This window comes from Erwinia sp. HR93, from assembly GCF_034555055.1.
Taxonomy (GTDB): Bacteria; Pseudomonadota; Gammaproteobacteria; order Enterobacterales; family Enterobacteriaceae; genus Apirhabdus; species Apirhabdus apintestini.
Genome location: NZ_JAXUDP010000001.1, coordinates 933615 through 959494 on the forward strand (window position 1 = coordinate 933615; position 25880 = coordinate 959494).

Sequence of the window (25880 nt, forward strand, 5' to 3'; positions counted from 1 at the left end):
GGTATTTTAATAATAGGAGTGCTCGCCGCGCTGGTGCTCCGTTAAATCGCGCACCCCTTTCAGCTCAGGGAACTCAGCCAGAAGCTGCTTCTCAATGCCTTCCTTCAGGGTATAGTCGACCATCGAACATCCGTTGCAGCCGCCGCCGAATTGCAATATGGCGTAACCGTCATCGGTAATTTCCATTAATGATACGCGTCCACCGTGGCCAGCTAACTGAGGATTAACCTGCGACTGCAGCATATATTCCACGCGTTCGATGAGCGGCGCGTCATCCGCTACTTTGCGCATCTTCGCGTTAGGCGCTTTCAGCGTAAGCTGCGAGCCAAGCTGATCGGTGACAAAATCTATTTCAGCGTCTTCCAGAAAAGGCGCGCTGATTTCATCCACATAGGCTACCAGCGTATTGAATTCCAGCGCCGTATCCGTTGCCTCTACGGCATCCGGCGGGCAGTAAGAGACGCCGCACTCCGCGTTAGGGGTGCCAGGATTAATCACAAACACGCGAATTTGCGTGCCTTCTTCCTGATTAGCCAGCAGTTTGGCGAAGTGTGCTTGTGCAGCATCGGAAATACGGATCATAGCATCGGCCTAATAGTTGACTTATTTACCTGGTTATAATACGCCCATTGCGCATACGCTACAAGGTGCGACACAGACACCAGACCTGCAGAGACGCTGCGCCGCCCTGTTTTAGTACGCGCGCTATTTCTGAGACCGTGCTGCCAGTAGTGACGATATCGTCTACGATAGCGATATGACACCCTTCGACCGGGAATTCAAGGCGGAACGCATTTTTTAAGTTACGCGCCCGCTGGCGTGCGTTGAGGCGGTGCTGGATCCGCGCTGGCTGCGTGCGGATTAATTGCCCCGGGTGATGGGTGCACGGCAGCCAGTGTGCCAGTGATTCTGCCAGCAATGCACTTTGATTAAATCCGCGCCGCCACTGCCGACCGCGATGTAAGGGCACGCTCACTAATACATCAGGATATCTGATAAGGCCTGCACGCCTTGCCGCCAGTAGTGATGACCACGGCGGCATTTTTTGCAGACAGCGGCCACATGCCTGACGCCCGCTAAGCGCCGGAAGCGCGCATCGCGGGCAGCATGGGCGTTCAGATAATAACGCGCTGGTACAGCGGCTACACATTCCATGCGATATCAGTGCCAGCGGCATTCTACATAGCCAACATTGGGCGGAGATTGTTAGCATTGGCTCCTCCTGATTGATAAAGAGAATCATAACCGATGAAGGAAATCTGGTGGCAAACCGTAGGCTCAGGAAATCGTCATCTTGTGCTGCTGCACGGCTGGGGACTGAACGCGGAAGTATGGTATTGCATTCGCGAGCGGCTTGCCTCGCAGTTTACGGTGCATTTGGTCGACCTTCCCGGGTTTGGGCGCAGTGCGGGATACGGTTCATTAACGTTGGCTGAGATGGCTGATGAAGTTTATCTGCGCGCCCCAGAGCAGGCCATCTGGTTAGGCTGGAGCCTGGGCGGATTGGTTGCGAGCCAGGTGGCGCTTGTGCATCCGGAAAACGTGACCGCGCTGGTGACCGTTGCTTCGTCCCCCTGCTTTTGCGCCCGCGATGATTGGCCGGGAATCAAACCGGAAATACTGGCCGGGTTTCAGCATCAATTACGGGATGATTTCCAGAGAACCGTAGAGCGCTTTTTGGCGTTGCAAACCCTGGGAACGGAAAGTGCACGTCAGGACGCCAGGCATTTAAAAGATGTCGTTTTGAATTTACCCGCGCCGCCGGTGGAGGTATTAAACGGCGGCCTGGAAATCCTTAAACAGGTGGATTTGCGCGCCTCGCTAGAGGGCATCAAAATACCGTTTTTGCGCCTGTATGGTTATCTGGACGGGCTGGTGCCGCGGCGCATCGCCGGGCTTCTCGACGGGCGCTGGCCGCACAGTGAAACGGTTATTTTCCCCAAGGCGGCTCACGCGCCTTTCATTTCTCACCCGCTTGGGTTCTGCCAGGCCGTGGAAGATTTCTGCCGTCGACACGATGTTTGATTTCCTGATTGCCAGCACGCGCTCAGCGATTTCGTGCGGGTCATGAGGCGCGTAAATATCGCGTGGAAATAAGGCTATTGATCGCCCGCTGCCCGCGCATTCGCGTCAGGAACATCGCTTTGAAGTGAAATTGTGAAGGCACGCTATCTGTTGATAGCCGAATGGCGCAGGCGGTTAACAGGCGGGAAAGATTAACGCAGGGACCAGTACTCCCGCGTGCAGCGCGTGGCTTCAGGGCAGCGGCGGCAGCTTCCGGTGAGGCACGATGATGAGTCCATCTCTGTACGCTGAGCTTTCCCCATCATCTCCAGGTGGTTGAGCAGCGCTTCAATGCGCGGCAGCGGGACGTTAAGCTGCGCGCTAATACTGCGCGCTTCCATTCTCCCCTGGAGCGCCAGTAAATCGCGGACCTCACGTAAACCGGCCATGCGGTGCCTCCTGAGTCAGCGTTGGCTTACATCGTTAGCGAAGCGGGCGTAAGACAATACCCGCATCACGCGGCGTTTTTTAATGGCATTTGCCTGAGCGGTCGTCACAGCAACAGGCGCTCGCCGTCTCGCCAATGCCGGTCAGGCGTATTTCGACCCGGCTCCGCGTGCGGCGCAGCCCGGCGATCAGCGCGAGGTTGAACAGGAGAACGATCGCAATAGTGATGCTGCTAAAGCGCGGATGGGCGCTAAACGTGGCGCACTGATACCATAGCGCCGCCAGAGAATAGCCGACATTAAGCCCCCATAGCACCGAAAAAGTCATCCATCCGCGGCTGGACTCACGGGCAATGGCCCCCATCACTGAAATGCAGGGTACATATAGCAGGACGAAAATCAGGTAGCTATAGGCCGCCGCATCGCTGCCAAATTTGCTGCTCATCATTCCCATTGCGCCATTTTCCATATCCCCGTCGCCTTTACTGGCCTCAATGGGGTTAGCGAGTACGCTCAGGCTAAACGTCTCTCTCAGGCTTTGCCAGGTTTCGCTCAGGGCATCGATAAGTTCGCCCTTCAGGCTAAAACTGGCAGGATCAAACGCTTCGCTGTGAATATCTTCCGCCGTGTAGAGCGTATTCAGCGTGCCGACAACAACCTCTTTCGCCATGGCTCCGGTGAATAACCCAACCGTCGCCTGCCAGTTATCATCCGTCACTCCGATGGGCCTGAGCAGCGGAGTGAGCGTTTTACTGACCGTTGCCAGCGCCGAGTCATTAATACTGTTTACCGCATTGCCGCTGAATGAAAAGCTATTAAGCGCGCCGATAAATACGCTGACAATAATAATTACTTTCCCCGCGCGTAACACGAAACCTTTCAGACGCTGCCAGGTTTGGAGCAGCAGACTGCGGATATGCGGGACGTGATAGACCGGCAGTTCCATGACAAACGGCGTGGCTTCGCCGCGCATCAAAGTATGTTTGAGCATCAGGCCGGTGAGAATCGCCATAACGATACCCAGGATATACAGCGAAAAAACCACCAGCGCGCCCTGCTTGCCGAAAAACGCAGCGGAAAAGACGGCAAAAATGGCGAGACGCGCGCCGCACGACATAAACGGCGCCATCATAATCGTCATCAGGCGCTCGCGCGGGGCGTCCAGCGTGCGTGCGCCCATAACGGAAGGCACATTGCAGCCGAACCCGACAATCAAAGGCACAAACGATTTCCCGGGCAATCCCAGCGCCTGCATCAGGCGATCCATCACAAATGCGGCGCGCGCCATATAGCCAGAGTCTTCAAGGAAAGAGAGAAACAAATACATCATGCCGATTTGCGGCACCAGCGGCAAAACGGTATTGATCCCGCCGCCTATCCCTTGGGCAAGGAATACCGTAAGCCACGTAGGGAAATGGAGCGTTGCTCCCAGCCACTGCATGCCGTGCACAAAGATGGCGACCGAACCCGCGTCAAAAATAGGCTGCAGCGCGCCACCGATATTAATAGCCAGCAGGAACATTACATACATCACCAGCAGAAAGACCGGCAGCCCAAGTACACGGTTAATCACGATTTTATCCAGCATTACCGTGAGGTGGTTGGGTTCAGCGGTCAGGCTATTGCTGGCTTCATCGCAAATTGCAGCAATGCTCTGATAGCGCGCATCGGCAATGCTAAGCGCCGGGTCGTCCAGTTGAGTGCTCAGCCGTGCGAACGCGCTCTCCAGCAGCGGCCCCGCATGGCCCGCGTGCTGGTGGCTGTAGATATCGCCTTCCAGCATTTGAATCGCCAGCCAGCGACGCTGACGGTGCGGCAGCGTGACGGGCATGGCTTCGGCCAGCGTTTCTGCTTCAGCCAGCAGCGGATGCGGGTAGTGCGCCAGTTCTACATCCTGATTGCTGCTATGGCGATCAATGGCGAGTTTCAGTCCTTCGATGCCGCGCCCGCGCGTAGAAACCATGGGGATGACCGGGCAACCAAGGCGCGCAGAAAGCGCGTCGGTATTAATGTGGATGCGCTGTTTCTCTGCAATATCGAGCATATTAAGCGCGATAATGCAGGGAATGCCTAATTCCAGCAGCTGCAGCGTCAAATAGAGGTTGCGCTCCAGGTTCGCGGCGTCGACCACATTTATCAGCATGTCGGCGTTGCCACTGAGAATGTAGTGGCAGGCAATCTGTTCATCCAGCGACGTTTGAGCAGAAATCGTGGTCAGCGAATACGTACCTGGCAAATCCACCAGCGTCACCTGGTTATCGGTAGTACTGAACTGCCCTTCTTTGCGTTCTACCGTAACGCCAGCCCAATTCCCCACGCGCTGGCGAGCGCCGGTAAGCTGATTGAAAAGCGTGGTTTTCCCGGAGTTAGGGTTACCGATAAGGCCAATAGTTAATTTTTTCATGATGAGCGTGAACGATAAAATAGCGGAAGCGGCAGCGCTGCGGCAGACTCAGGAGACCTGCTCAAGGTTCAGCAACGCCAGATCTTTTTTACGCAGCACCAGATTTACGCGCCGCGTTTCAATATGCACAGGATCGCCGAAAGGCGCCACGCGTACCACGCGAAACGCCGAGCCGGGCAGTATCCCAAGAGAGAGCAGCTTTTGGCGATACGCCGGGCTAATTTCCCGTGCGAAGCTAATAATTTTCCACGTACTATTTGGTAATAAACGCATAGCACCCACCCGTTGGATTTTCTGGATCGTGATATGTCGCGCTGCCTTTCAGCCACGCGGGCGGCAGGTTGAGCAGAGTTAACCAGAAGTATAATTCAATGATAATGAGAATGGTTTCTATCTTCAATGAATAAAATCGCGTTAACGATGATTTTCCTGATTTGGGTCATGAAACCCAAATAGAGCAAGATAACAAAGAGTTAATGGCGTTAATCTAAGGTAAAAAAAGTGATTCTTTCAGCCTGGATGATCGTAGATAAGACTTTTGCCCGGCTTTAAGTAATAACTTAAATATGCAAACCAGCCTCACGCGCGCATTTCCATTGATAGCGGTAATTTTTCTATTAAAATCAAAATATCGTAATGAATATATTAGTTAAGAATTTTCATATATTCGGGCTTGGGGTTTTCATAAGCTATCGGAATTAATATTATTGGCGCTGATATTAGGTGTTTCTATTATATGCTTAGGTAATTAAAGTTAATGGGATTTAATTGGTTTTTTGTTTTTAGTTGAAGCCTGCTCCTGAATCTATTGACCAGTGTGAGTCGGAATAGCCAATTTTTTATTTCTCTATTTTTATTATATTCAGCTGAATCTACTTAAGTTCAAAAGTATGTTTCATTTCTTTATTTTATTTGCATAATTCTCATCAATACCGCCGGTGATAATACCGTACGCGACAGGGAAAGCACGTGTAATGATAAAACGATATTCATCTAAGGCGGGGAGCGCCTTATTTCTGCTGGCGAATTCGGCGCTGGCGGCGCCGCAGGATAATCAATTTCTTTATCAGCAAGAGCAGCAAAAAGCGCTGGAACAACAGTTAGCGCCGGAAAAGCCGGATGTGCGACTGCCCGCGCCGGTTAACAGTATTTCCCGCCCCGAGTTCCCTGAGGAAACGCCCTGTTTTCCCCTTTCCCGCGTCGTACTCAGTGGAACGGAATCTCTGCCTCACTGGCTGCCGCTTCAGCGCATTGCCAACTGGGGCGTGGGGCAGTGCCTTGGCACTAAGGGCATCAACCTGCTCATGAGCTCGCTGCAAAACCGGCTGATATATCACGGCTATGTCACCACGCGCGTGCTGGCGCCGGCGCAGGATTTAAAAAGCGGCACCCTGCGCCTGACGGTGTTGCCGGGTACGATTCGCCACGTAGTATTAACGCCGGAGAGCGGTCATTACATCCAACTCTACTCCGCTTTTCCCGCGCATGAAGGCGCGCTACTGGATTTGCGCGACATTGAGCAGGGGTTGGAAAATCTGCAGCGCCTGACCGGCGTTGAGGCTAGCATGGAAATCGTGCCCGGCGACAAACCCGGTGAGAGCGATATCGCATTAAGCTGGAAACAGGACCGCATGTGGCGGCTGGGCGCCTATCTTGATGACTCGGGGACGAAAAGCACCGGGCGCTATCAGGGCGGCATGACGGTTTACCTGAACAACCCGCTGTCGCTGAGCGACATGTTTTATGTCTCCGGCAGCCACGATCTGAATAGCACCGGCGATAAAGGCAATAAAAACCTGACGCTGAATTACTCTGTTCCTTTCGGCTACTGGCAGTTTGGCGTAACCGCTAACGATTACAGCTACCACCAATTACTGGCCGGGCCGAACGGTGATAACCGCTATAGCGGAAAGAGTAAAAGCCTCACGGCGCAGGCGAGTCGCATTATTCATCGCAGCGGCACGCAAAAAACCACGCTCAATTTTGATGTTACGACGCGCCAGTCGCGTAACTTTATCAATGATACGGAAATCGAAGTTCAGCGCCGTCAGACCTCGGCCTGGCGGCTGGGCCTGCAGCATCGTCACTATATCGGCGCTGCGACGCTAGACGCGGGGGCAAGCTGGCAGCGCGGTACCCGCTGGTTTGGAGCGATGAAAGCGCCGGAAGAATATACCGGTGATGCCACGGCGCTGGGGAAAATATTACGGCTTGACGCCAGCCTGACGCTACCGTTTGCGCTGGCATCACAAAATTTTCGCTACAGCGTGCAGTATTCGCGGCAGATCAACGAAACGCGCCTGACGCCGCAGGATGAATTCTCTATCGGCAACCGCTGGACGGTGCGCGGCTTTGACGGCGAACGCTCCCTGAGCGCCGCGCGCGGCTGGTTTGTGCGTAACGATCTCGGCTGGAGCACGCCGCTGCCCGGCTCTGAGCTATATATCGGCGCCGACTACGGCGAAGTGGGAGGCAGTAGCTCTTCCATGCGCATCGGCGATCGCCTGGCCGGCGGTGCGCTGGGTCTGCGCGGCAGCGCCTTTAATACCGGCTATGACCTATTCGCCGGCATTCCTTTCTCAAAGCCGAAAGGATTTCAAACCAGCGGCGTTACGCTGGGCTTTAGCCTCAACTGGAATTACTGAATAACGCTTCGGGGCGCGGGCGCCCCGATGACAGGAACCGGACGCAAGGAAGTCGTTACATGAATAAGAATCTCTATCGCATTATTTTCAACCGCGCGCGCGGCATGCTGGTCGTGGTGGCGGAAATTGCCGGTTCCGGGCAGGGGAATAGCAGTGCCGCTGGCGGGCGCGGGCGCACGCTTATGCGGATGACGGGCCGCCTGGCCGCGCTGCCGTTCGCGCTTTGGCTATCGCTGGGATCTGTGCATTTTGCCCAGGCGGCGATCGTTGCCGATGCCGGCGCGGCTGGCAAACTGCGCCCTAATGTGACCAACAGCGCTAACGGCACCCCACAGGTAAATATCCAGGCCCCAAGCGCGGGCGGCGTCTCCCGGAATGTCTATAGCCGCTTCGACGTTGACCACAAGGGCGTGATCCTCAATAACGCGAATAAAAACGCGCGCACAGAGCTGGGCGGTATGATTGCTGCAAACCCTAATCTGGCGCGCGGCAGTGCAAAAGTTATCCTGAACGAGGTGAACGCGCGCGACCCCAGTAAACTCAACGGCTATATCGAAGTCGCCGGGCAAAAAGCGCAGGTGATTATTGCCAACCCGGCGGGGATATCCTGTGACGGCTGCGGATTTATTAACGCCAACCGCGCCACGCTCACCACCGGCCAGGCGCTGATGCAAAATGGCGCGATAACCGGCTACGACGTTTCGCGCGGTGAAATAGTGGTGCAGGGGCGCGGCATGGACGCCTCGAAGACCGACTATACCGATATCATCGCCCGCTCCGTAAAAGTCAACGCGGGGCTGTGGGCCAACGAATTAAACGTAACCACCGGCGCCAACCGCGTTAGCGCCGATGGCAGCAGCGTCCAGGCGCGTACAGCGGATGACAAAACGCGCCCCGGCTTTGCGCTGGACGTCTCTTCGCTCGGTGGCATGTATGCCGGGAAAATCAGACTCACCGGCACCGAGAAAGGCGTGGGCGTGCGCAACGCCGGGGAAATTGGCGCCAGCGTTGGCAACGTGACGCTAAACACAGACGGAACCATCAGCAACAGCGGCACGATGAACGCCGCGAAAGATATTCAGCTTAGTAGCCGGGCAGCCATTGATAACCAAGGCACGGTCTACGCGAAGCAAGACAGCGTAGTCACCGCCTCCGGGGCGCTGGTGAACCGCGGCACGCTGGCCGCCGGGCGCAGCATCGGGCTTACCGGCGCATCGCTTAATAACCAGGCGGGCGGTGCGCTGGCCGCGGGCATGCGCGCCGATGGCCGCGTCGGGCAGGCGGGCGATTTAACCATAAAAACTGCGGGCAAGGCGCAGTCTCAGGGGCAGATGCTCTCCGGGCGACATATTGATATTGCCGGTAACGCCGTCGATCTCAGCGGCGGGCAAAACTTCGCTAGCGGCGATTTACGCGCCCAGGCGCGCGCCGGGGATATCTCGCTGGTGCAAAGTAAAACCCAGGCGCAGGGCGCAATGTCACTGCAGGCCAGCGGCCAGTTGAACAATCAGGGCGGGGCGCTGCAGGCCGGCGCGCTTTCGGTCACTGCGGCGGCTATTAATAACGCCAAAGGCGGCATACAGGCGCAGGCCATGGCGCTAAACGCTCGCACGCTGAATAACACTGACGGAACCGTTAATCACACCGGAACAAACGCGCTGCGGTTAGGCATGGCGGAGTCAATAAACAACCAGGGCGGGACGATTGCCAGCCGGGGCAGCGATCTTTCCGTTGCTACCGGGGTGCTGAATAACCAGCGCGGCGCTATTTTGCATCAGGACAATGGGCGGCTGAACATTGATGCCAATACCCTTAACGGCAGCGGCGGCACCATAAGCAGCGAAGGCGCACTGGCTATTCACGGCGCTAGCCTCAACCTGGACCACGGGCAAACTATCGCCCGGCACCTGTCGCTGACCGGCGATACGCTTTCAAACCGCGACGGCAAGCTGGTGCAAACCGCTGCAGACGGCCCCATGGATCTCAATGTGCGCGGCGCGCTGGATAACACCGGCGGTTATATCGCGAGCCAGGGCGGCGTAGGGCTGCAGGCGGGCTCGCTGACCAACAACCAAGGTGAAATGACCGCAGTGCAGGGACCGCTGCGCATTGCCCTGCGTGACGACCTGCATAATCAGGGCGGCGTGCTTAACAGCGGCGGGGCGCTCACGCTTACCGCACGGCTGCTGGATAACCTGCGCGGAACCCTCAATGCGGCGGGGAACCTTCAGGCTACGGTTACCGGGGTTGTAAATACCCAGGGCGTACTGGCAGCGGGCGGTGCGCTGGCGCTAACCTCTCAGGGCATGAACAATAACGATGGCGCGCTGCAGGGCAACGGCGTCACGCTTAATTTGGGTGACAGCCTGCTTAACAATGCGCGCGGGCGCCTGCTTTCCAGCGGGAACATGGCGTTAAATAGCGGCGAGCTGCAAAACGGCGGCGGAATTATTCAGAGCAACGGCGACATGGCGCTGGACACCCGCGGCAAAACGCTCAATAACGCCCAGCCGCAGCGCAGCGGCGGTATCCTGAGTGGCGGTACGCTAACCCTGCGCAGCGGTGCGCTTAATAATGCGGGCGGTACGCTTTCCGCAGGCCGCGGCTTATCGCTGGCGGCAAGTTCACTGGACAACGGCGGCGGTACGCTAACGGGAAAAGGTGCGCTGAATCTGCATACCGGGGCGCTGAATAATAACGGCGGACTGATCCAGGGGGATAGCCTGGATATCGACACCGGAAACGCCGCGCTCAGCAACCAAAACAGCGGAACGGACGGCGGCATTATTGCTTCCGGCACCCTGAACATCCGCAGCGGCGCGCTGAATAACCAGGCAGGCGCGATTATCGGCCAGCGCGTCGCGCTGGCGACGCAGGGCACGCCGCTGAACAACGAGGGCGGTGAGATAACCGGCGGAAAAGCCCTAACGCTGGATAGCGGCGCGTTAAACAACCGAGGCGGTAAATTGCTGTCTGGCGGCGAACTTATCCTGCGCAGCGGCGCGCTGGATAACAGCGCCGGGCGTGTACAGGCCAACGGTACGCTGAACCTCGATACCCAGGGTGCACGACTTATCAACGCAGAACACGGGCTGATAAGCGGAGGAAATCTGACGCTGCGTAGCGGAAATATCGATAACCGCAGCGGAGCGCTATTGGGCGACGGCGGCGTTGATATTATTTCCGGCGGCCTCGACAACCGGGGCGGCACGCTTGGCAGTGAACTGGGCGACATTACGCTGGTGGGCAGCGCGCTGGATAACCGCAGCGGCCTGATTCAGGGCAAAGGCAATGTGGCGTTAAATACCAACAATGGCGCGCTGTTCAACGGCGACAGCGGCAGTAACGGCGGCATCTTCAGCGGCGGAACGCTGATCGTTCGCAGCGGAGCGCTGGATAACCAGCGGGGGATCCTGTCCGGCGCGCGGGTCGATATCCTTGCGCAGGGGCTAAATAACACCCACGGCCTGCTGCTGGCCGCCGGAGACGCCAGCCTCGATACCCAGGGCAGCAGCCTGATCAACGCCAGCACCGCGGGCGATAGCGAAGGTATTCGCGCTCAGGGAACGCTGACTATCAGCAGCGGTGATATCGATAATCAGTCCGGCTTTATCGGCAGCGGGCGCGCTATTGTCAATGCCGGTACGCTGAACAATAGCGGCGGTACTTTTGGCGGCAACGGCGGTTTACGCTTCAGCGGCGCGGGCGTCAATAACGCGCGCGGTCGCCTGCAAAGCGCGGGCGATATCCAGATAGACAGCAAACAGGGGCTGGAAAACGGCGGCGGGATCGCGCTGGCCGATGGCACGCTAACAATAACCGGCGGTGCGATAAATAACGCACAGGGGCAGCTACAGGGTGGCAAAGGCGTGCGCCTGACGAAGCTATCCACCGTCAATAACCAGGGCGGTAAACTGCTGTCCGGTGGCGACCTTGCGCTGAATGCCGGTTCGCTGGATAACCGCAGCGGCGAACTCTTTGCCTTTGGCGACGTACATCTTGGCGTTACGGGCCTGCTGGATAACAGCGGCGGCACCCTAAAAGCGAACGATGCGCTCGTGCTAAAAGCGGGAACTCTGCGTAATAGCGACACCCGCAGCGGCGCGCGCGGCGTTGAGGCGCAGAGCATTCAGTTGAACGCCGGAGATGTGGATAACCGCCGTGGGCGTATTCAGAGCGCACAGGGGCTGCAGGCAGACGTTAAACGCCAGTTTATCAATGACGACGGGCTGCTGGTGAGCGGCGGCGCGCTGACGCTACAGGGCGACGCGCTGAACATCGCAAACCGGGCGGGCACGGTATATGCGGACGACACACTAAAACTCGTGGCGGCGCTGCTGGGCGGCGATGGCAGCGTACAGGGCGCTAAAGATGTCGCGCTGACGCTGCGCGAAGCGCTGCATAACACCGGCGTGCTGGCGGCGGGCGGTAACCTGGCGCTAAATAGCGGCGGGCAGATAAGCAACGACGGTATGCTGGGCGCCGGGAAAACACTGGATCTGAAAGCGGTGGCGCTCAATAACGGCGCGGGCGGTGAAATTAGCGCCGGACAAACGCGGTTAAACATCGCGACTATCCTGCATAACCTTGGGCTTATTGACGGCGGCTTAACGTACATCATCGCCAACGCGCTGGAAAACCTCGGCACCGGGCGTATCTATGGCGACCATATTGCCCTGCAAACGGCCAGCCTGACCAATGATAAAGATGCGGCCAGCGGAAAAGCAGCGGTGATCGCCGCCCGCGATCGGCTGGATATCGGAGCGGGCACCCTTCTTAACCGCGATCACGCGCTGCTGTACAGCGGTGGAAACATGAGCATAGGCGGCCAGCTCAATGATGCGCTCAACGCCACCGGGCAGGGCGGCACGCTGAGCAACCACAGCGCGCAAATTGAAGCCGCTGGCGATTTAAGCCTGAGTATGGGGCGCGTGGATAACCGCGATATTCACCTGCGGCTGAGTGACACGCCGGAAGAGGTGTCGCGCGAATCGTTTGATGAATGGCAGTATTGCCAGGGCGACAAGCAAAGCGTCGCCTGTAACGGCGGTGACGGTAAGCGCTATATTTTGGGGCCGGTAGAGCCAGGTGGCAAAAAACGCTATGGTCTGAATCCCGACGGCAGCAAAAATACCAGTGTGGAACTTCTGCTACGGGAAAATCATGCCAGCAACCGCATGCGGTTTACTATTCCCGGCTTCGGCGCCAGCAAGCACTTTATTGAATATATCTACGACAGAATCATCTCTGAAACCAAAATCCTGCAGCGCGATGGTGCATCTATTACCAGCGGCGGCAATATGACGGTCACCGGCGGCGCGCTGGTGAACCAGGACAGCCGCATCGTGGCCGGGCGCGATTTTATTAATCGCGGTGCCAGTCTGGACAACCGGGAAACCAAAGGCACGCGCACCGTGGTCGATGTGGGCAAGCGTATCTCCTATTACAAAAAAGGCGACTGGCACACCGCGCGTAATGAGATGGAGTACCAGGGCGAAAACGCCAGCAGCGATCTGTCGCTGGGGCTAATGCGTTTTGAGAGCCACGCGGACACCGGCGATACCGGTTATGCCGTCGATCGCCGCGACGGAGTTATCGTCGACGGCCAAGGCGGTGTCGTCAGCGATCGCGCTGCCCCGGGCCGCGATGGCGCGCTCTCGTGGGACGATGCCCTCGATATGCCAGATTTACTTACCGGCGGAAAAGTAGACGGCGTGACCGACCGGCCGCTGGAGATCCCGCCGGGCGAAAGCATTACGCTGCCGCTACCGCCGGAAGAAGTAGACGGTAAACCGGTGGATAAAGAGATCCGCGTGGCGGCGCCGTCGACCCGCCTGCCGGATAACAGCCTGTATCACACTCACCCCGGTGCTTCGTCAGACTACCTGGTGGAAACCGATCCGCGCTTTACCCAGGAGAAAAAATGGCTCGGTAGTGACTATATGCAAAAGGCGCTCGCCAACGATCCGAATAACCTGCTGAAGCGGTTGGGCGATGGCTATTACGAGCAAACTCTGATCCGCGATCAAATTACGCGCGCTACCGGCCAGCGCTATCTGGACGGGCAAAGCAGCGATGAAGCGCAGTACCGTATGTTGATGGACAACGGTATTGCCTTTGCGAAAAAACTGGGGCTAACGCCGGGTGTGGCACTAAGCCCGGAACAAATGGCGCAGTTGACCAGCTCAATTGTCTGGCTGGTGACTCAGCAGGTGCGGCTGCCGGACGGCAGCGTGGAGCAGGTGCTGGTGCCTCAGGTCTACCTGAAGGTGAATCAAAACAGTGTCAACGGCAATGGCGCGTTAATCGCCGGTAACCGCGTCTTCTCTGAAACCTCGGGTGATGTGAACAACAGTGGGACGATAGCCGGGCGCGACGTGACGCGGCTGGATGCCAACAACCTGACTAACACCGGCTTTATTCAGGGCGGGGCGGTGGATATCACCTCGCGGCTGGATATTCACAACCGGGGTGGTGCTATCCTCGGCGATAACAGCGTCAGCCTAAAGGCCGGGCGCGACCTGGTCAGCGAAAGCCTCAAGCGCGGCAGCGACGGGGCGCGGGATATCTCGGCACCGGCTACCGTGTGGGTTCAGAACCCGGGCGGCAGCCTGACGCTACAGGGCATGCGCGACGTAACGCTGACCGGCAGCGTGACGGGCACGCACGGCGAAGGCAGCAGTACCACTATCGTCGCCGGCAATAACCTGACGCTGGATACGGTGAAAACGTCGCGCGAAACCAGCTACCGCCGCAGTGATAAACAGTACGACCTGACGCGTGAAACGCAGGAGGCCGGCAGCCAGGTAAGCAGCGGGGGGACGCTGACGCTGCACGCGGGGAACGACCTGAACGCCCGCGCGGCGGACGTCACGGCGGGCGGGGCGCTGAGCGCGACCGCGGGGCGCGATGTCACTATTGAGAGCGGTGAGCGCACCTATGACCACGTAACCAACGATAAATGGACCACCTCAGGTTTCCTGTCGAAAACGAAGCATGAAACGCACGATGAACTGCACGAGCGCACCGCGCAGGGCAGCAATTTCAGCGGCGATACGGTGCAGATAGGCGCCGGGCGCGACCTGACGGTGCGCGGTTCGTCCGTAGCGGGCACCGGCGACGTCCTGCTGGCGGCAGGCAATAACCTGAATATCACCACGGCGGATGAGGCGCAGCACGAAAGCCATATGAGCCGGAAGAAAAAGTCCGGGGTGATGGGCACGGGCGGCCTGGGATTTACGGTGGGCAGCGCGCAGGAGAAAGTGTCGCAGAGTGATGACAGTAACCTGAAGAAAGGGAGTATCGTGGGCAGCAGCCAGGGTAACCTGACGCTGAGTGCGGGCAACCAGCTTAACGTGCACGGCAGCGACCTGATAGCGGGTAAGGACATGGCCCTGTCGGGCAGCGACGTGAGTATCACGGCGGCGGAGAACAGCCATACGTCGCAGCGCGTGGTGGAGCAGAGCAACAGCGGATTAACGCTGTCGCTGTCGGGCGCGGCGGGGAGCGCGCTGAATACGGCGATAAGTCAGTCGAGAGCAGCGAAGGAAGAAAGCAGCGGACGACTGGCGGCGCTGGAAGGGGTGCAGAGCGTGCTGTCCGGGGTGCAGGCGGGGCAGGTGATAGACAAGGACCTCGCCCGGGGCAAGGACGACCCGGGGAATAATAATACGATAGGGGTGTCTGCGGGTTACGGGAGTCAGCGTTCGCGCAGTGAAAGCCGGAGTGAGGAGCATTATCATCAGGGGAGCAGCCTGACGGCGGGAGATAACCTGAGTATCACGGCGACGGGCAGACAGGGCGGCGGAGATATCCGGGTGGAGGGCAGTGAGCTTCAGGCGGGCCGGGATATGGCGCTGAACGCGAAGCGTGACGTGACGCTGACGTCATCGGCGGACACGCGGGAGATGTCGGGTAAAAACAAGAGCAGCGGCGGCAGTCTGGGCGTGAGCGTGGGTGCGGGCCAGGGTGGAATGGGGCTGAGCGTGTCAGCGAGCGCAAACAGCAGCCACGGGCGTGAGCGCGGCAGCGGCGTGACGCACAATGAGACGCAGCTCAGGGCGGGCAACCAGGTGACGATAGAGAGCGGCCGTGACACGACGCTGACGGGCGCGCAGGTGAGCGGCAGGCAGGTGACGGCGGATGTGGGCCGCAACCTGACGCTGGGCAGCGAGCAGGACAGTGACCGCTACGACAGCCGGCAGAGCAGCGTGAGCGCGGGAGGCAGCGTGGCGGTACTCGGCGCGGGCGGTTCGGCGAGCGTGAGCGTTTCGCAGGATAAGATGCACAGTACGTATGATTCGGTGCAGGAGCAGACGGGGATATTTGCGGGCAGCGGCGGGTTTGACGTGAAGGTCGGCGGGCATACGCAGCTTGACGGTGCGGTGATAGGGTCGACGGCGGAGGCGGGGAAAAACCGGCTGGATACGGGGACGCTGGGGTGGAGCGATATTCATAACCGTGCGGAGTATGAGGTGTCGCATGCGGGAGCGGGGATGAGCACCGGCGGCGGCAATATCGGTAACCAGTTTGTGGGCAACGCGGCGAATAATATGCTGGCGGGGCTGAACAGCGGAGACAGCGCGCACAGCACGACGCGTTCGGCGGTGAGTGACGGCACGATAACGGTGCGCGACGTGGCGAACCAGAAGCAGGATACGGGAGAGCTGAACCGTGACGTAGCGCATGCAAATGAGACGCTGAGCCCGATATTCGACAAGGAGAAGGAGCAGAAGCGGCTGCGTGAGGCGCAGGTAATAGGAGAGATTGGGAGCCAGACAGGGGATATTATCCGGACCCAGGGTGAGATAATTGCCACCCGGAAAGCCCGGGATAAAATGGCCGGTGCCACGGATGCAGACCGGGCGAAGGCGAAAGCCGACTGGGAGACAGCGCATCCGGGAAAGACGGCCACAGACAAGGATATTGAGGGGCAGGTATACGAGAATTTTTATAAGGATGCCTTTGATAAAACGGGGACAGGGACGGGCAGCACAATCCAGCGCGTGGTGCAGGGCGCAACGGCGGTGGTGCAGGGGCTGGCAGGCGGCGACCTGAGGAAGGCGATAGCGGGCGGAGCGGCACCGGAGATAGCGAATATCATTGGCAGAAGCGGGATGAGTTCGCAGGAGAAGGTGCTGGCGCACGCGGTGGTGAACGTGGCGCTGGCGCTGGCGCAGGGAAATAATGCGCTGTCGGGAGCGGCGGGAGCGGCGGCAGGGGAAGCGATGGGGCTGCTGTCGGAGAGGCTGTACGGAAAGAGCGCGTCAGAGCTGACGGAATCGGAAAGGGCGACGGTAAGTGCACTTGCGACGCTGGCAGCGGGGCTGGCAGGCGGGCTGGCGGGAAACAGCGCGGTGGACGCAGCGACAGGCGCGCAGGCCGGAAAGACGACGGTTGAGAATAATCTTCTGGGCGGGAATGAAGAGACCCAGACGAAGTTCGTGCAGGAGCACGGGAAAGATATAGCCTCCTGTTCAGCTAATCCGGGTGGTGCAGCGTGTCGGCGCGGTATGGCAATGAACGATGCGCTGTCGGTGGCACTTCCGGCCGGGCTTGGTGGTGGTGTACTTGCGGCGGCCTCGCCGGAAATCGCGGTGGCAGCGAGAGCAGCGATAGAGGCCTGTGCAGGGAATGTTGTACTGTGTCTGAATAATGCGGGTATCCAGGTGTCGGAGGCGATAGTCCCGGGAGGAGTGGGAGCCGGAGGTGCAGTAGGTATAGGTAAGACGGCATCAGAGGCAGCGGCAGCAAAAGCGGAAGCAGCGGCGGCTAATGCGGCGAAAAATGGTCAGACAATCAATAATTCCAGTTCTTTAAATGTTGCCGAACAGATAGGAATACTACGTGATGCAGCCAAGGGTAATAAAGGATACTTTGGTTTAGGAAAGGCCACTGCTAATGAAGCTAATGTATTAGGAGAAGCATGGGTTGGGCCGGGTTACAGAATATCTAAAGACGGAACATCATGGGTAAGTGCTGATGGCTTAAGAGTTTATCGACCACCTTCAGCTAAACCAAATAGTACGTATGCTACAACAGGTGTACAGGCTAACTTTGAGCAAAAGTTAACACCTGGTGGGCGACCAATTAGCAATGGACATTTGGATATAACTAAATGAAAGCCTTATTAAAAGAACTGCGTTCTTTGGAAATAGAAGATGATTTAAATAGTTATTGGCCTGAAAATCCTGAGTTTTTTGGAAGCTGGGTTAGAGCAATGATTGGACCTGATGATGAAGAGGGCGCTGAGTATTTTGACATGCTAATTTGTACTCCAAAATGGTTGCAGGGTGAACTCGTAAAAAATGATGTTCTTTTAGGTAAAGGAATGATCATTATGGATGAATACGACTACGATAAAATCCGGGCCTTTATAGAAAAACAAATTATTGCTTGTCATGCAGATAGCTGGTCCAGCATAGCTCAAAAGCTAAGTCGTATTAGTTTTTGGGAATATGAAGATTATCAGTTTTATCAAACTCGGTAGAGTTGATCCCGCCCTTAACTGCCGGGATTTTTTTACCTGTCAGTTACCCTTCAGCCGCCAGCCGTATCACCAGTTGCCCGTGTCAACGGTCACGGTAACCGGCGTGTTGCTCGCAAAGCCCGCCTCTTCCAGCCAGTTGCCCTTCAGGTTAAGAGGGGGTAGCGGCGGATTTGAGGTGAAGGTCGGCGGGCATACGCAGCTTGACGGAGCGGTGATAGGGTCGACGGCGGACGCGGGGAAAAACCGGCTGGATACGGGGGCGCTACAGGCGGTGCATGCGAGTACACATCCGGCGGAGCAGGGGAAAGATGACGGGCCGGATGTTGCTGATAAAAACTGAAGCAGTATACTAACAGTTATTAACTGATAGTAATCCGGATGGAGAAAACATCATGCCAACCAGCGTAGCCCTGAGCCCCTACTTCGAAGCGTTCATCCGTGAACAGATAGAAAGCGGGCGTTACAACAATACCAGCGAAGTTATCCGCGCGGGGCTGCGTGCTCTGGAAGAACGGGAGCAACAGATGAAACTTGACTCGCTACAACAGGCGGTCAGTGCGGGTATCAACAGCGGAGAAAGCCGCAGTGCAAAAGCGGTGTTCGGGCGTCTGTCGCGCAAATACCGGAATATGGCAGAAGGCGATAAAGAGTAGTGAAGCTGGGTATATCGCCACTGGCAGAGCAGGACATGGAGGCTATCGGCGACTATATCGCACAGGATAATCCGCTGCGGGCGGTAAGCTTCATTGAAGATCTGTACCAGCAGTGTCTGCGGGTTGCAGAGTCACCGGTTATCTACCGGCAAAGGCCCGAGCTGGGACAAAACATCAGAAGCTGTGCTTATGGCCGCTATCTCATCGTGTTCAGGGTGCTGGACACGGAAGTACGAGTCGAACGTGTCCTTCATGGCTCAAGGGATATCATCGGGCTGTTCCCGGAGCCGGGCGTAGCACCGGAGTAGCCGGAGAGGCAAAGAAGTTAGCCGGCCGTGTGTAAGGTGGCAGGGGAGTGCAGGCAGAAGGCGCACATCCCTGTGTACCCCCTGCCCTCTGCCGTTGGCGTGTGCGGCGGTAAATGCCGCTGCCCCGGCGTTCAGCGGTGTGCCGCATGTAAATCGGGTCGCAGGGCCATCGTCGTTGAGAATAATGCGCTGAGCCTGCCGAAGGGAATGATTGATTACGGTGCAGCAGCTTCCTGGAATCAGTATGCAGAAACAGAAGGACTGACGGCAGAGCAGAAACAGGCGGGGCTGGATAAACTGGCGAAGGGCGATATGCCGGACGGAGTCAATATTACAAAAGTAATAGTAAATGGCTCAGTGGATGGAGCATTAATAACCGGCGCCTGGTATATAGGCCCGGCAGCAACAGCGGGTAAGGTAGTGGGTGGAGCAATCATTGCAGAAATCGCAAACGGTTCCTATCAGTGGTTTGACCTGAGCAAACCGGGTAATGAAAACAAGGGCTGGGATTATAAAGGAAGCGCAGTCGCCGGTGTAACGGGTGCACTGGCACCGGGACGTGGCGTCTGGGTATAGCAGCAGGTGGAGCCATATTCAATGACGGGCCGGATATTGGGTCGATAGGTGGTGCGGCAGCAGGTGCCTGGGCTGGCGGAATATTTGGCAAGTATGTGCCGGGCATTGTGAACTCAGCAACAGGAAAAGAAATACCTGGTTTTATATTTGATGTTACAGGTTCATTTGGCAGTGAGATTTTAGGTGGATATATAAAAGATGGAGTTAATAATAAATCGCTCCCTAAAGAACAGAAAAAGGATGCTAAACGAAAAGTTATTTTAAGCTACTGATATATTCATTTTTTTCTGCGTGATGTTAGGCTTTATTCTTTTAGGGGCCGGTGCATTATTTATTTTTCTGACAAAAGGCTACTTCTTTTTTCCGGCTTATCACGTAAAAAGGTTGATTGTATTTAGCTGCATAGCAAGCGTAGCCATAACCTTGGCAACAATAGTTTTCAATCTGATAGATAAGCGTAAAGCCCGCAAATCTCCCCCTTCCGATCCAAAGTAATCTGTTAATCCCGGCCCTCAAAATCCGGGATTTTTTACGTCATCACATTGTTTCACATTATTTATTAAGCAACCTTGCCCCTGGCTACATAAACACACCAGGGGCCGTTGATTGCTGACTACAGAGTGCCGGTGCCTCCGTCGGAGCACCATACCTGGCCGGAGGAATAACTATTTTCGCTGGAAGCCATGGTGACATAGATTGCCGCGATTTCCGCAGGCTGGCCCGGGCGACCAAGCGGTGCAGAGGCGCCAAATTGCATGACTTTTTCCTGAGGCTGGCCGCCGCTGGTTTGTAGCGCTGTCCAGTAGGGGCCGGGCGCGATGGCATTAACGCGGATACCCTCTTCGCCCAACTGTTTTGCCAGCGCTTTAGTGAAAGCGACAATGCTGGCTTTGGTCTGGGCGTAATCCAGTAGGATGGCGCTGGGGTTATAGGCCTGTACCGAGGTGGTATTAATTATCGAAGCGCCGCGCGGCAAATATTCCATTGCGGTGCGGGTTATCCAGAACATTGCATAGACGTTGGTTTTAAACGTCGCATCGAAATCCTCGGTGCTGAGGGTGCGAATGGATTTGTTAAACTGTTGCCGGCCCGCATTATTGACCAGAATATCTAAGCCATTTAGCTGGTGTGCGGCATTATTAACAAGCTGCTGACAAAAGGATTCTGAGCGGATGTCCCCTGGCAATGCGACCGCTTTCCGGCCTTCAGCTTCGATAAGTTTTATCACTTCCGCTGCGTCGCGCTCTTCTTCCGGCAAATAGTTAATCGCGATGTCTGCGCCTTCACGTGCGTACGCTATGGCCACTGCGCGGCCTATACCAGAGTCTCCGCCGGTAATCAGCGCTTTGCGACCAGCCAGGCGGCCTGAACCCCGGTAGCTGCTTTCCCCGTGATCGGGCACCGGCTGCATTTTGCTGGCAAGACCGGGCCAGGGCTGCAATTGTTCTGAAAATGGCGGCATGGGGTAATTTGTGGAGAGGATGCCCTTCTTCTGTGAATCTGACATGAAAGCTCCTTTTTTGCATTAATGACACGGTTAAGCCTGGCATAAATGCGCTGTTTGTCGCGCAATGCCGGTGAGAAAATCTAATGACGGCGGTTGGCGGGCGGGATTAAAAAGGATAAAAGTGCGCAGGTGGCCAGGGCGATGGCATTACTCAAAAGGCCATGGCGATGGTGGAGTACAGAGGGGGTTAACCAGGAATAGGCGGCTAAGCGAAACGCCACTCCTGAGCAGAATAATCGCTTAATTGGGCCAGTATAAAGAACGTTCTCAGAACTGCCGCGATGCCGCCAAAAACAGAAGAGCGCCTGATTGGACAGGCGCTATCTTGCAGGGTTACCAGCTATATTTAATGCCCAGCATTGCTTCCGTATTGCTGTAGCCTTTATCCCCTATTTGCTGCCCGACATTGCCCCACGCCGTAAGATTGCGCGATAGCTGTCCTTCCACGCCGGTTTTAATTTCGCCTATATTGCGTGCGCCATCCTGCACCTGGCGTACTTCGTTGAGTTGTGCGCTCCAGTTACGGGTGTTATGAAGCCAGTTAGCTTCAATAAAGGGTTGAAATTCCCGTACCTTACCGTTATCCAGTGCGCTATGGCCTTTCAGGAACAGGCGGGCGCCAAGGCGAGTCTGGATATTACCGTCGCCGTCGCTGCTTACCCGGGTGCCGTTTCGCTCGGTGTGATTATCTGCCTTTACACCCATCCAGGTTACCTGGCCCTGCGGCTGGATGTATACCGAATTTAACGTTTGTTTGCTGCCGTTAAATTCGCCCACTTTCCAAGTATATCCGCTTTCCAGCGAGGCGATAAAGCCTTTTGCGTCATACGTTTCTTCAGACAAACCTTCGCCATTAACGTGATTTTTAAACCAATTGTACTGTGCCCAACCGTCTACATAGAGGCCGGTTTTTTCAGCGTCGTTGGCGTACCAGGTGCCATACAGACCTGCGCTATAGCCATTAACCTCGCCTTTCGATGAATAGCCCGTTGTGCTGGAGCGGGTGTGGCTGTGGTTATTACCATAACCGCCCATAATGCCCAAGTGCCCACGATTGAGGCCATTGCTGCTCCACTGGGCGATATCGCCGCCCAGCATGACGACATATTGATTACTGGTTGTTTTCAGCGCGCCGCTTCCATCGCGCCAGCCGTTATGAGTGCCAACCTGGCGTAACCACAGTGAGGTGGCTCTACGTTCCCCGGTCAGTGCGTCCGTATATTGTGTTTCGCCAAGTCTGTCATGCAGGCGCGTGATAAACATTGAATTAGCCGCCGCCAGGTTTGCGATATAACTTGCAGATTCCGGGCGAATCATTACATCGCTCGGGTTAGGCGGTGTATCTGGGTCCGTGGGGTCCGTCGGGTCTGTAGGATCGGTTGGGTCTGTAGGATCGACGGGAGCGACTCTTCGATTAGTTAAATACCAGTTGCTGCTATTATCGCCCGTGCCGCGCCCCAACCGGTAATCATATGCGCCTGCGACAATACGGCCATCCTGAAGAAAGTTGCCTGCGGAGTTGCCGGCGATATTAATCAGTTCTATGCCGTTGAGCGTTCTGGCGCCACTGCCGCCTGCGTTAGTCACGCTGACATAAGTGGTACCGCTAGTGTCGCCTTTGACCGTCATGTGGTCGGTGGCTGAATTATCATCGCCTAACGCGGTGTTGAACGCGATTTTTCCACCGTTCCCGGCGTAGTTGCCGTTAACGGTGAGCGTGTTGCCTGGCAGGGTATTTTCGCCGACCTGGCCGACCTGAATGCGTCCGCTATTTGTCAGGTTGCCGCCAATAGTGAGCGTATCGTGGGAGGCTACTGCGAGCGGTGTTATCCTGGCAACCGCAGATGGTGGTATTGAAGGATCCTGCAGGTTCTGGCTACCGACCTGCAGCATGCTTTTGTTGTCTACGTCGCCGGTGACAGTACCATTACCCGCCAGTACGCCGTCATCAATATTGACTAATGAGGTGGCGAGCGTTAGCGGATTGTCGCGGCTACCGAAAATCAGCCCGCCCTGATAGATATCTGTGCGACCTGTGTAGCCAACATTGGCGTCGCTGAGTGTCACGATGCCCGCGCCTTCTTTCCAGAGGTTTCCTGTGCCAGTAACGCTATTTTTTAACGCCCAGTCGCCGTAGGTGGAAAGCACTAACGTACCTTCGTCGTGGATTGTAGAAGTTCCAAGATGTTTTGCTTCCCTGGCCGTCAGCTTACTGTCTTTATCAATATTGAATGTACCGCTGAACTGGCTGTTATCGCCTGCAAGCGTTGTTTGTGTGGCGTTAAGATTAACTTCGCCGCTGTTACTCAAACGATTATTAAGGATACCGCTTGCCTGATTTAAGTTAAGCTGCCCGGCGTTGTCGATACCGCCGCTTCCCAGACCGGACGCGCTGTCCAAATTAATGATAGCGCCGTCATGAATGGCAGTGTTTGCCTTAAGTGTCTGATTTTCCCCGTTGATATCCAACGTTCCCGTATTGAGCGTGAGCTGACCGGCGCCGGTCAGGCCTCCGTTTATAACCCCACCCCGGTCTACGGTCAGACTACCGCCATGAATATCAATTTTGGATTTTTCTGCGGTTTCAACGCGTCCTACGCTTTGGGTATGACCGTTCATATCCAGCGTTGTATCACTGGCCATTTTGAGCAGTGATGTATTACCAAGGACACGATCGTTGCTCATCAGCAGGTTGCCGCTGCGTACAATGGTTACGCCAGTATAATCATTATCTTTGTTTGAGAGTGATACCGTATTGCCGGTGCTGTCGATAGCGAGATCGCCGCTGCCTGTGACTTTCGCGCTGAGATCTGCCGCAGCGCCGCTGGCTGTGCCATCGGCGCTCAGGCGCAGGGCGTTATCATCGCTGCCTTTCAGGTCAACCTGTTTAAGGGCATAGGCAACATATAAGCCATCCTGATTTTCGCCAGAGGAGAGACGCCAGTCCCAGGTACCTTCGGCGACGGAATTTCCGTCCTGAATAATATCTTTAGTTACGCCATTGCTGATAACGCTGCCATCGCCGTCCACCAGCGTCAGGCTGCCGCCGCCGCCGGTGACTTTGTCGTCCGTGCCGGCCAGTTTAATCGTAGTGTTGGCATCGTCCTGGGAAAGTAGCGGGACATCGCCAGCTGGCGTAGGTCTATCGTTCAGAGCATTGCCGACGTTTACTTTGACCGTGCCACTGCCGCTTAAATCCAGATTTTTAGCGGTTTGAAGGGTATTGCTGGCCCGAGTATTGCCCGGTGCGACGCTGCCAAAATCAACGGTTCCGCCATCGAATGCCAGGCCGCCGATATGCTGTTCGCCTGAGCCGACGGTGGTAATACTGTCTTTTCCTGCTTGTAGCGTTGCATCGGTGAGCGCCTGAGTATTACGTCCGCTCAGGTCGAGCGTACCGTTGCCCAGCGCCAGGGTGCCGGCAAATTTATCTCCAGCGTTGTTATCAGTAAAGTTGAATGCTTTGCCACCGGTGTCGGTACTGAGTGTGCCGGTGCCGCTCAGATGGCTCTTAAAGGCGACTGCGTCGTCGTTTTTTATCGCCAGAGTACTGTTGGCGTCGATGTTATAACCCGTATTGGCGTTGTCGTTTTTCGCGTCACCGAGCGCCAGTAAATTGTGGTCAAGCGTCAGGGTGGAACCGTTAGTTAGGTTGATATGTTCAAGGCCAGCCAGAAGATTAGCATCGCTATGAACATATTCGCTGTTGTCCATATTCAGGGTGTCGTTGCCGGCTCCCCCGTCAATCGTAGGTGATGAAGCGGTGGTAGTCGCATCCAGATTTTTAAGTTCGATAAGATCGTTATCGCCCTCCATCTGAATTGCGCCTTGAATAGTGCCGCCATTTTCCCAGTGGAAAAGGTCGTCACCGTTGCTCATTTTAATATCACCTTTAACGGTACCGCCGGTAATAGTCACGCTGTCGGTGCCGCCGCTGACGCTGATATTACCGCCAATAGTACTGTTACCGCTGATGATAATGGTATCGTCGCCAAAGCCGGTAACAAGGTTACCGACGATTTCGCCGCCGGACATATCGAAAATATTATTTTCGAGTTTCATGTTGACGCGGCCGATTTTACCGCCGGTCATTTTGGCAACATCGCCGTCTTCAAACGCGCCGGTAATGGTGCCACCGCTCATTGTAAAGGTATCGCGACCGTCGCCTTGTTCGAGGGCACCGAGCGTTCCGCCGCTCATTATAAAGTCATCAATCCCATTCCCCTGGGAGAGTGTTCCGGTAATGCGACCGTTACGAATGTCGGCTTTGTCCACGCCGTCGCCCTGTGCGATGTCGCCATTGATAGTTCCGTCGGTCACCAGCAGAGTATCGTTACCGCTGCCGAAAGTGACGGCATTGCCGCTACCGGGAGTAATATTGCCGCTGTTGTTTAGCGTATTGCTACCGTTACCCTGGAATACTATGCCAGGGCCGGAAGTGCCCGTAATGGTGCCCGCGTTGGTCAGCGTACTGCTGCCTGTGCGCAGAAGTACTCCAGACGTTGAACCGGTAAGTGCGCCAGCGTTCACAACTTTACTGCCGTCTCCCAGTGAAAGTGCGGGGCCATTACTGATATTCAATACACTGCCTTGATCGATGTTAACGGTGACGTTAGTCACTCCGTTTGCGCTAACGACCCCGGTGGTATCCGGATTTGGTGTGCCGGTGCCGCACTGTACGGTTTGCCCGGTACCCGGCTGATAATTATCGCAGGCGGCCTTTGCCTGCTGGCCGGATGAGATAGCCACATACACGCACGTGGCAAGGAAAGAAAGCTTTCTCGGCAGCGTCATATAAATCCTCATGGTTCTTAATCGTCCGGGCTTCATTTCCCGAAGGCTGAAAAT

General features: G+C 56.3%; 16 protein-coding genes and 1 pseudogene. 9 read left to right on the forward strand and 8 right to left on the reverse strand.

The window, feature by feature from the left end; translation table 11 throughout:
* Positions 1 to 6: 6 nt before the first annotated feature.
* Positions 7 to 582: a Fe-S biogenesis protein NfuA gene (gene nfuA / locus SFA31_RS04395; protein WP_322836886.1), complete on the reverse strand. Its 576-nt coding sequence runs from the start codon at positions 580 to 582 to the stop codon at positions 7 to 9.
* Between the two features lie 58 nt (positions 583 to 640).
* Positions 641 to 1213 (reverse strand): phosphoribosyltransferase family protein, encoded by a 573-nt coding sequence (locus SFA31_RS04400; RefSeq protein ID WP_322836887.1) that lies wholly within the window; start codon positions 1211 to 1213, stop codon positions 641 to 643.
* 35 nt (positions 1214 to 1248) lie between these two features.
* On the opposite strand from SFA31_RS04400, the gene bioH reads away from it, so the two are divergent.
* Positions 1249 to 2025 carry a pimeloyl-ACP methyl ester esterase BioH gene (bioH, locus tag SFA31_RS04405; protein WP_322836888.1) on the forward strand — a complete coding sequence of 259 codons (777 nt, stop codon included), beginning with the start codon at positions 1249 to 1251 and terminating at the stop codon, positions 2023 to 2025.
* Between the two features lie 191 nt (positions 2026 to 2216).
* Here bioH and feoC read toward each other — a convergent pair whose 3' ends face one another.
* From feoC to feoA, 3 genes are all read right to left on the reverse strand, one after another.
* Positions 2217 to 2453 (reverse strand): [Fe-S]-dependent transcriptional repressor FeoC, encoded by a 237-nt coding sequence (gene feoC / locus SFA31_RS04410; protein WP_322836889.1) that lies wholly within the window; start codon positions 2451 to 2453, stop codon positions 2217 to 2219.
* Between the two features lie 79 nt (positions 2454 to 2532).
* Complete coding sequence (gene feoB / locus SFA31_RS04415) at positions 2533 to 4854, reverse strand: Fe(2+) transporter permease subunit FeoB (RefSeq protein WP_322836890.1); 2322 nt, start codon at positions 4852 to 4854, stop codon at positions 2533 to 2535.
* A 48-nt stretch (positions 4855 to 4902) separates the two neighbouring features.
* Positions 4903 to 5127, reverse strand: a complete 225-nt coding sequence (gene feoA, locus SFA31_RS04420) for a ferrous iron transporter A (RefSeq protein WP_322836891.1) — start codon at positions 5125 to 5127, stop codon at positions 4903 to 4905.
* Positions 5128 to 5828: 701 nt separating this feature from the next.
* Between feoA and SFA31_RS04425 the strand changes: the two genes are divergently transcribed.
* Genes SFA31_RS04425 through SFA31_RS04435 form a run of 3 tightly spaced genes read left to right on the forward strand, consistent with a single transcriptional unit; the run spans position 5829 to position 17988 of the window.
* Positions 5829 to 7499 carry a ShlB/FhaC/HecB family hemolysin secretion/activation protein gene (locus SFA31_RS04425; RefSeq protein WP_322836892.1) on the forward strand — a complete coding sequence of 557 codons (1671 nt, stop codon included), beginning with the start codon at positions 5829 to 5831 and terminating at the stop codon, positions 7497 to 7499.
* A 59-nt stretch (positions 7500 to 7558) separates the two neighbouring features.
* Positions 7559 to 17620, forward strand: a complete 10062-nt coding sequence (locus SFA31_RS04430) for a hemagglutinin repeat-containing protein (protein ID WP_322836893.1) — start codon at positions 7559 to 7561, stop codon at positions 17618 to 17620.
* A complete protein-coding gene (locus SFA31_RS04435) occupies positions 17617 to 17988 on the forward strand; it encodes an immunity 8 family protein (protein ID WP_322836894.1) in 372 nt (123 codons plus the stop codon). The genes SFA31_RS04430 and SFA31_RS04435 overlap by 4 nt, the downstream gene beginning before the upstream one ends.
* Positions 17989 to 18054: 66 nt before the next feature.
* On the opposite strand, the gene SFA31_RS19050 is transcribed toward SFA31_RS04435, so the two are convergent.
* On the reverse strand, positions 18055 to 18135 hold the full coding sequence (locus SFA31_RS19050) for a SymE family type I addiction module toxin (RefSeq protein WP_416208346.1): 81 nt from the start codon (positions 18133 to 18135) through the stop codon (positions 18055 to 18057).
* 10 nt (positions 18136 to 18145) lie between these two features.
* Between SFA31_RS19050 and SFA31_RS19055 the strand changes: the two are divergent.
* The 5 genes and pseudogenes from SFA31_RS19055 to SFA31_RS04460 all read left to right on the forward strand — a co-directional run.
* Positions 18146 to 18253 (forward strand): annotated as a pseudogene (locus SFA31_RS19055) (hemolysin); the annotation flags it as partial.
* 127 nt (positions 18254 to 18380) lie between these two features.
* Positions 18381 to 18641, forward strand: coding sequence for a type II toxin-antitoxin system ParD family antitoxin (locus tag SFA31_RS04445; protein ID WP_322836895.1), 261 nt, complete (start codon positions 18381 to 18383; stop codon positions 18639 to 18641).
* Positions 18641 to 18949, forward strand: coding sequence for a type II toxin-antitoxin system RelE/ParE family toxin (locus SFA31_RS04450; RefSeq protein ID WP_322836896.1), 309 nt, complete (start codon positions 18641 to 18643; stop codon positions 18947 to 18949). The genes SFA31_RS04445 and SFA31_RS04450 overlap by 1 nt, the downstream gene beginning before the upstream one ends.
* A gap of 72 nt (positions 18950 to 19021) precedes the next feature.
* The gene (locus SFA31_RS04455; protein WP_322836897.1) at positions 19022 to 19525 is read left to right on the forward strand and encodes a hypothetical protein; all 504 of its coding nucleotides are present in this window, start codon (positions 19022 to 19024) and stop codon (positions 19523 to 19525) included.
* 107 nt (positions 19526 to 19632) lie between these two features.
* Positions 19633 to 19797, forward strand: coding sequence for a hypothetical protein (locus tag SFA31_RS04460; protein ID WP_322836898.1), 165 nt, complete (start codon positions 19633 to 19635; stop codon positions 19795 to 19797).
* 341 nt (positions 19798 to 20138) lie between these two features.
* On the opposite strand, the gene SFA31_RS04465 is transcribed toward SFA31_RS04460, so the two are convergent.
* Positions 20139 to 21032: an SDR family oxidoreductase gene (locus tag SFA31_RS04465; RefSeq protein WP_322836899.1), complete on the reverse strand. Its 894-nt coding sequence runs from the start codon at positions 21030 to 21032 to the stop codon at positions 20139 to 20141.
* A gap of 333 nt (positions 21033 to 21365) precedes the next feature.
* Positions 21366 to 25826, reverse strand: coding sequence for an autotransporter outer membrane beta-barrel domain-containing protein (locus tag SFA31_RS04470; RefSeq protein ID WP_322836900.1), 4461 nt, complete (start codon positions 25824 to 25826; stop codon positions 21366 to 21368).
* Between the last annotated feature and the right edge of the window lie 54 nt (positions 25827 to 25880).

What these genes read in the sequence shown, in the direction of transcription:
- bioH (WP_322836888.1), top strand. Translation starts at nt 1,249, where the DNA reads ATGAAGGAAATCTGGTGGCAAACCGTAGGCTCAGGAAATCGTCATCTT.
- feoB (WP_322836890.1), bottom strand. Translation starts at nt 4,854, where the DNA reads ATGAAAAAATTAACTATTGGCCTTATCGGTAACCCTAACTCCGGGAAA.
- feoA (WP_322836891.1), bottom strand. Translation starts at nt 5,127, where the DNA reads ATGCGTTTATTACCAAATAGTACGTGGAAAATTATTAGCTTCGCACGG.
- feoC (WP_322836889.1), bottom strand. Translation starts at nt 2,453, where the DNA reads ATGGCCGGTTTACGTGAGGTCCGCGATTTACTGGCGCTCCAGGGGAGA.
- SFA31_RS04425 (WP_322836892.1), top strand. Translation starts at nt 5,829, where the DNA reads ATGATAAAACGATATTCATCTAAGGCGGGGAGCGCCTTATTTCTGCTG.
- SFA31_RS04400 (WP_322836887.1), bottom strand. Translation starts at nt 1,213, where the DNA reads ATGCTAACAATCTCCGCCCAATGTTGGCTATGTAGAATGCCGCTGGCA.
- nfuA (WP_322836886.1), bottom strand. Translation starts at nt 582, where the DNA reads ATGATCCGTATTTCCGATGCTGCACAAGCACACTTCGCCAAACTGCTG.
- SFA31_RS04445 (WP_322836895.1), top strand. Translation starts at nt 18,381, where the DNA reads ATGCCAACCAGCGTAGCCCTGAGCCCCTACTTCGAAGCGTTCATCCGT.
- SFA31_RS04470 (WP_322836900.1), bottom strand. Translation starts at nt 25,826, where the DNA reads ATGACGCTGCCGAGAAAGCTTTCTTTCCTTGCCACGTGCGTGTATGTG.
- SFA31_RS04430 (WP_322836893.1), top strand. Translation starts at nt 7,559, where the DNA reads ATGAATAAGAATCTCTATCGCATTATTTTCAACCGCGCGCGCGGCATG.
- SFA31_RS04465 (WP_322836899.1), bottom strand. Translation starts at nt 21,032, where the DNA reads ATGTCAGATTCACAGAAGAAGGGCATCCTCTCCACAAATTACCCCATG.
- SFA31_RS04435 (WP_322836894.1), top strand. Translation starts at nt 17,617, where the DNA reads ATGAAAGCCTTATTAAAAGAACTGCGTTCTTTGGAAATAGAAGATGAT.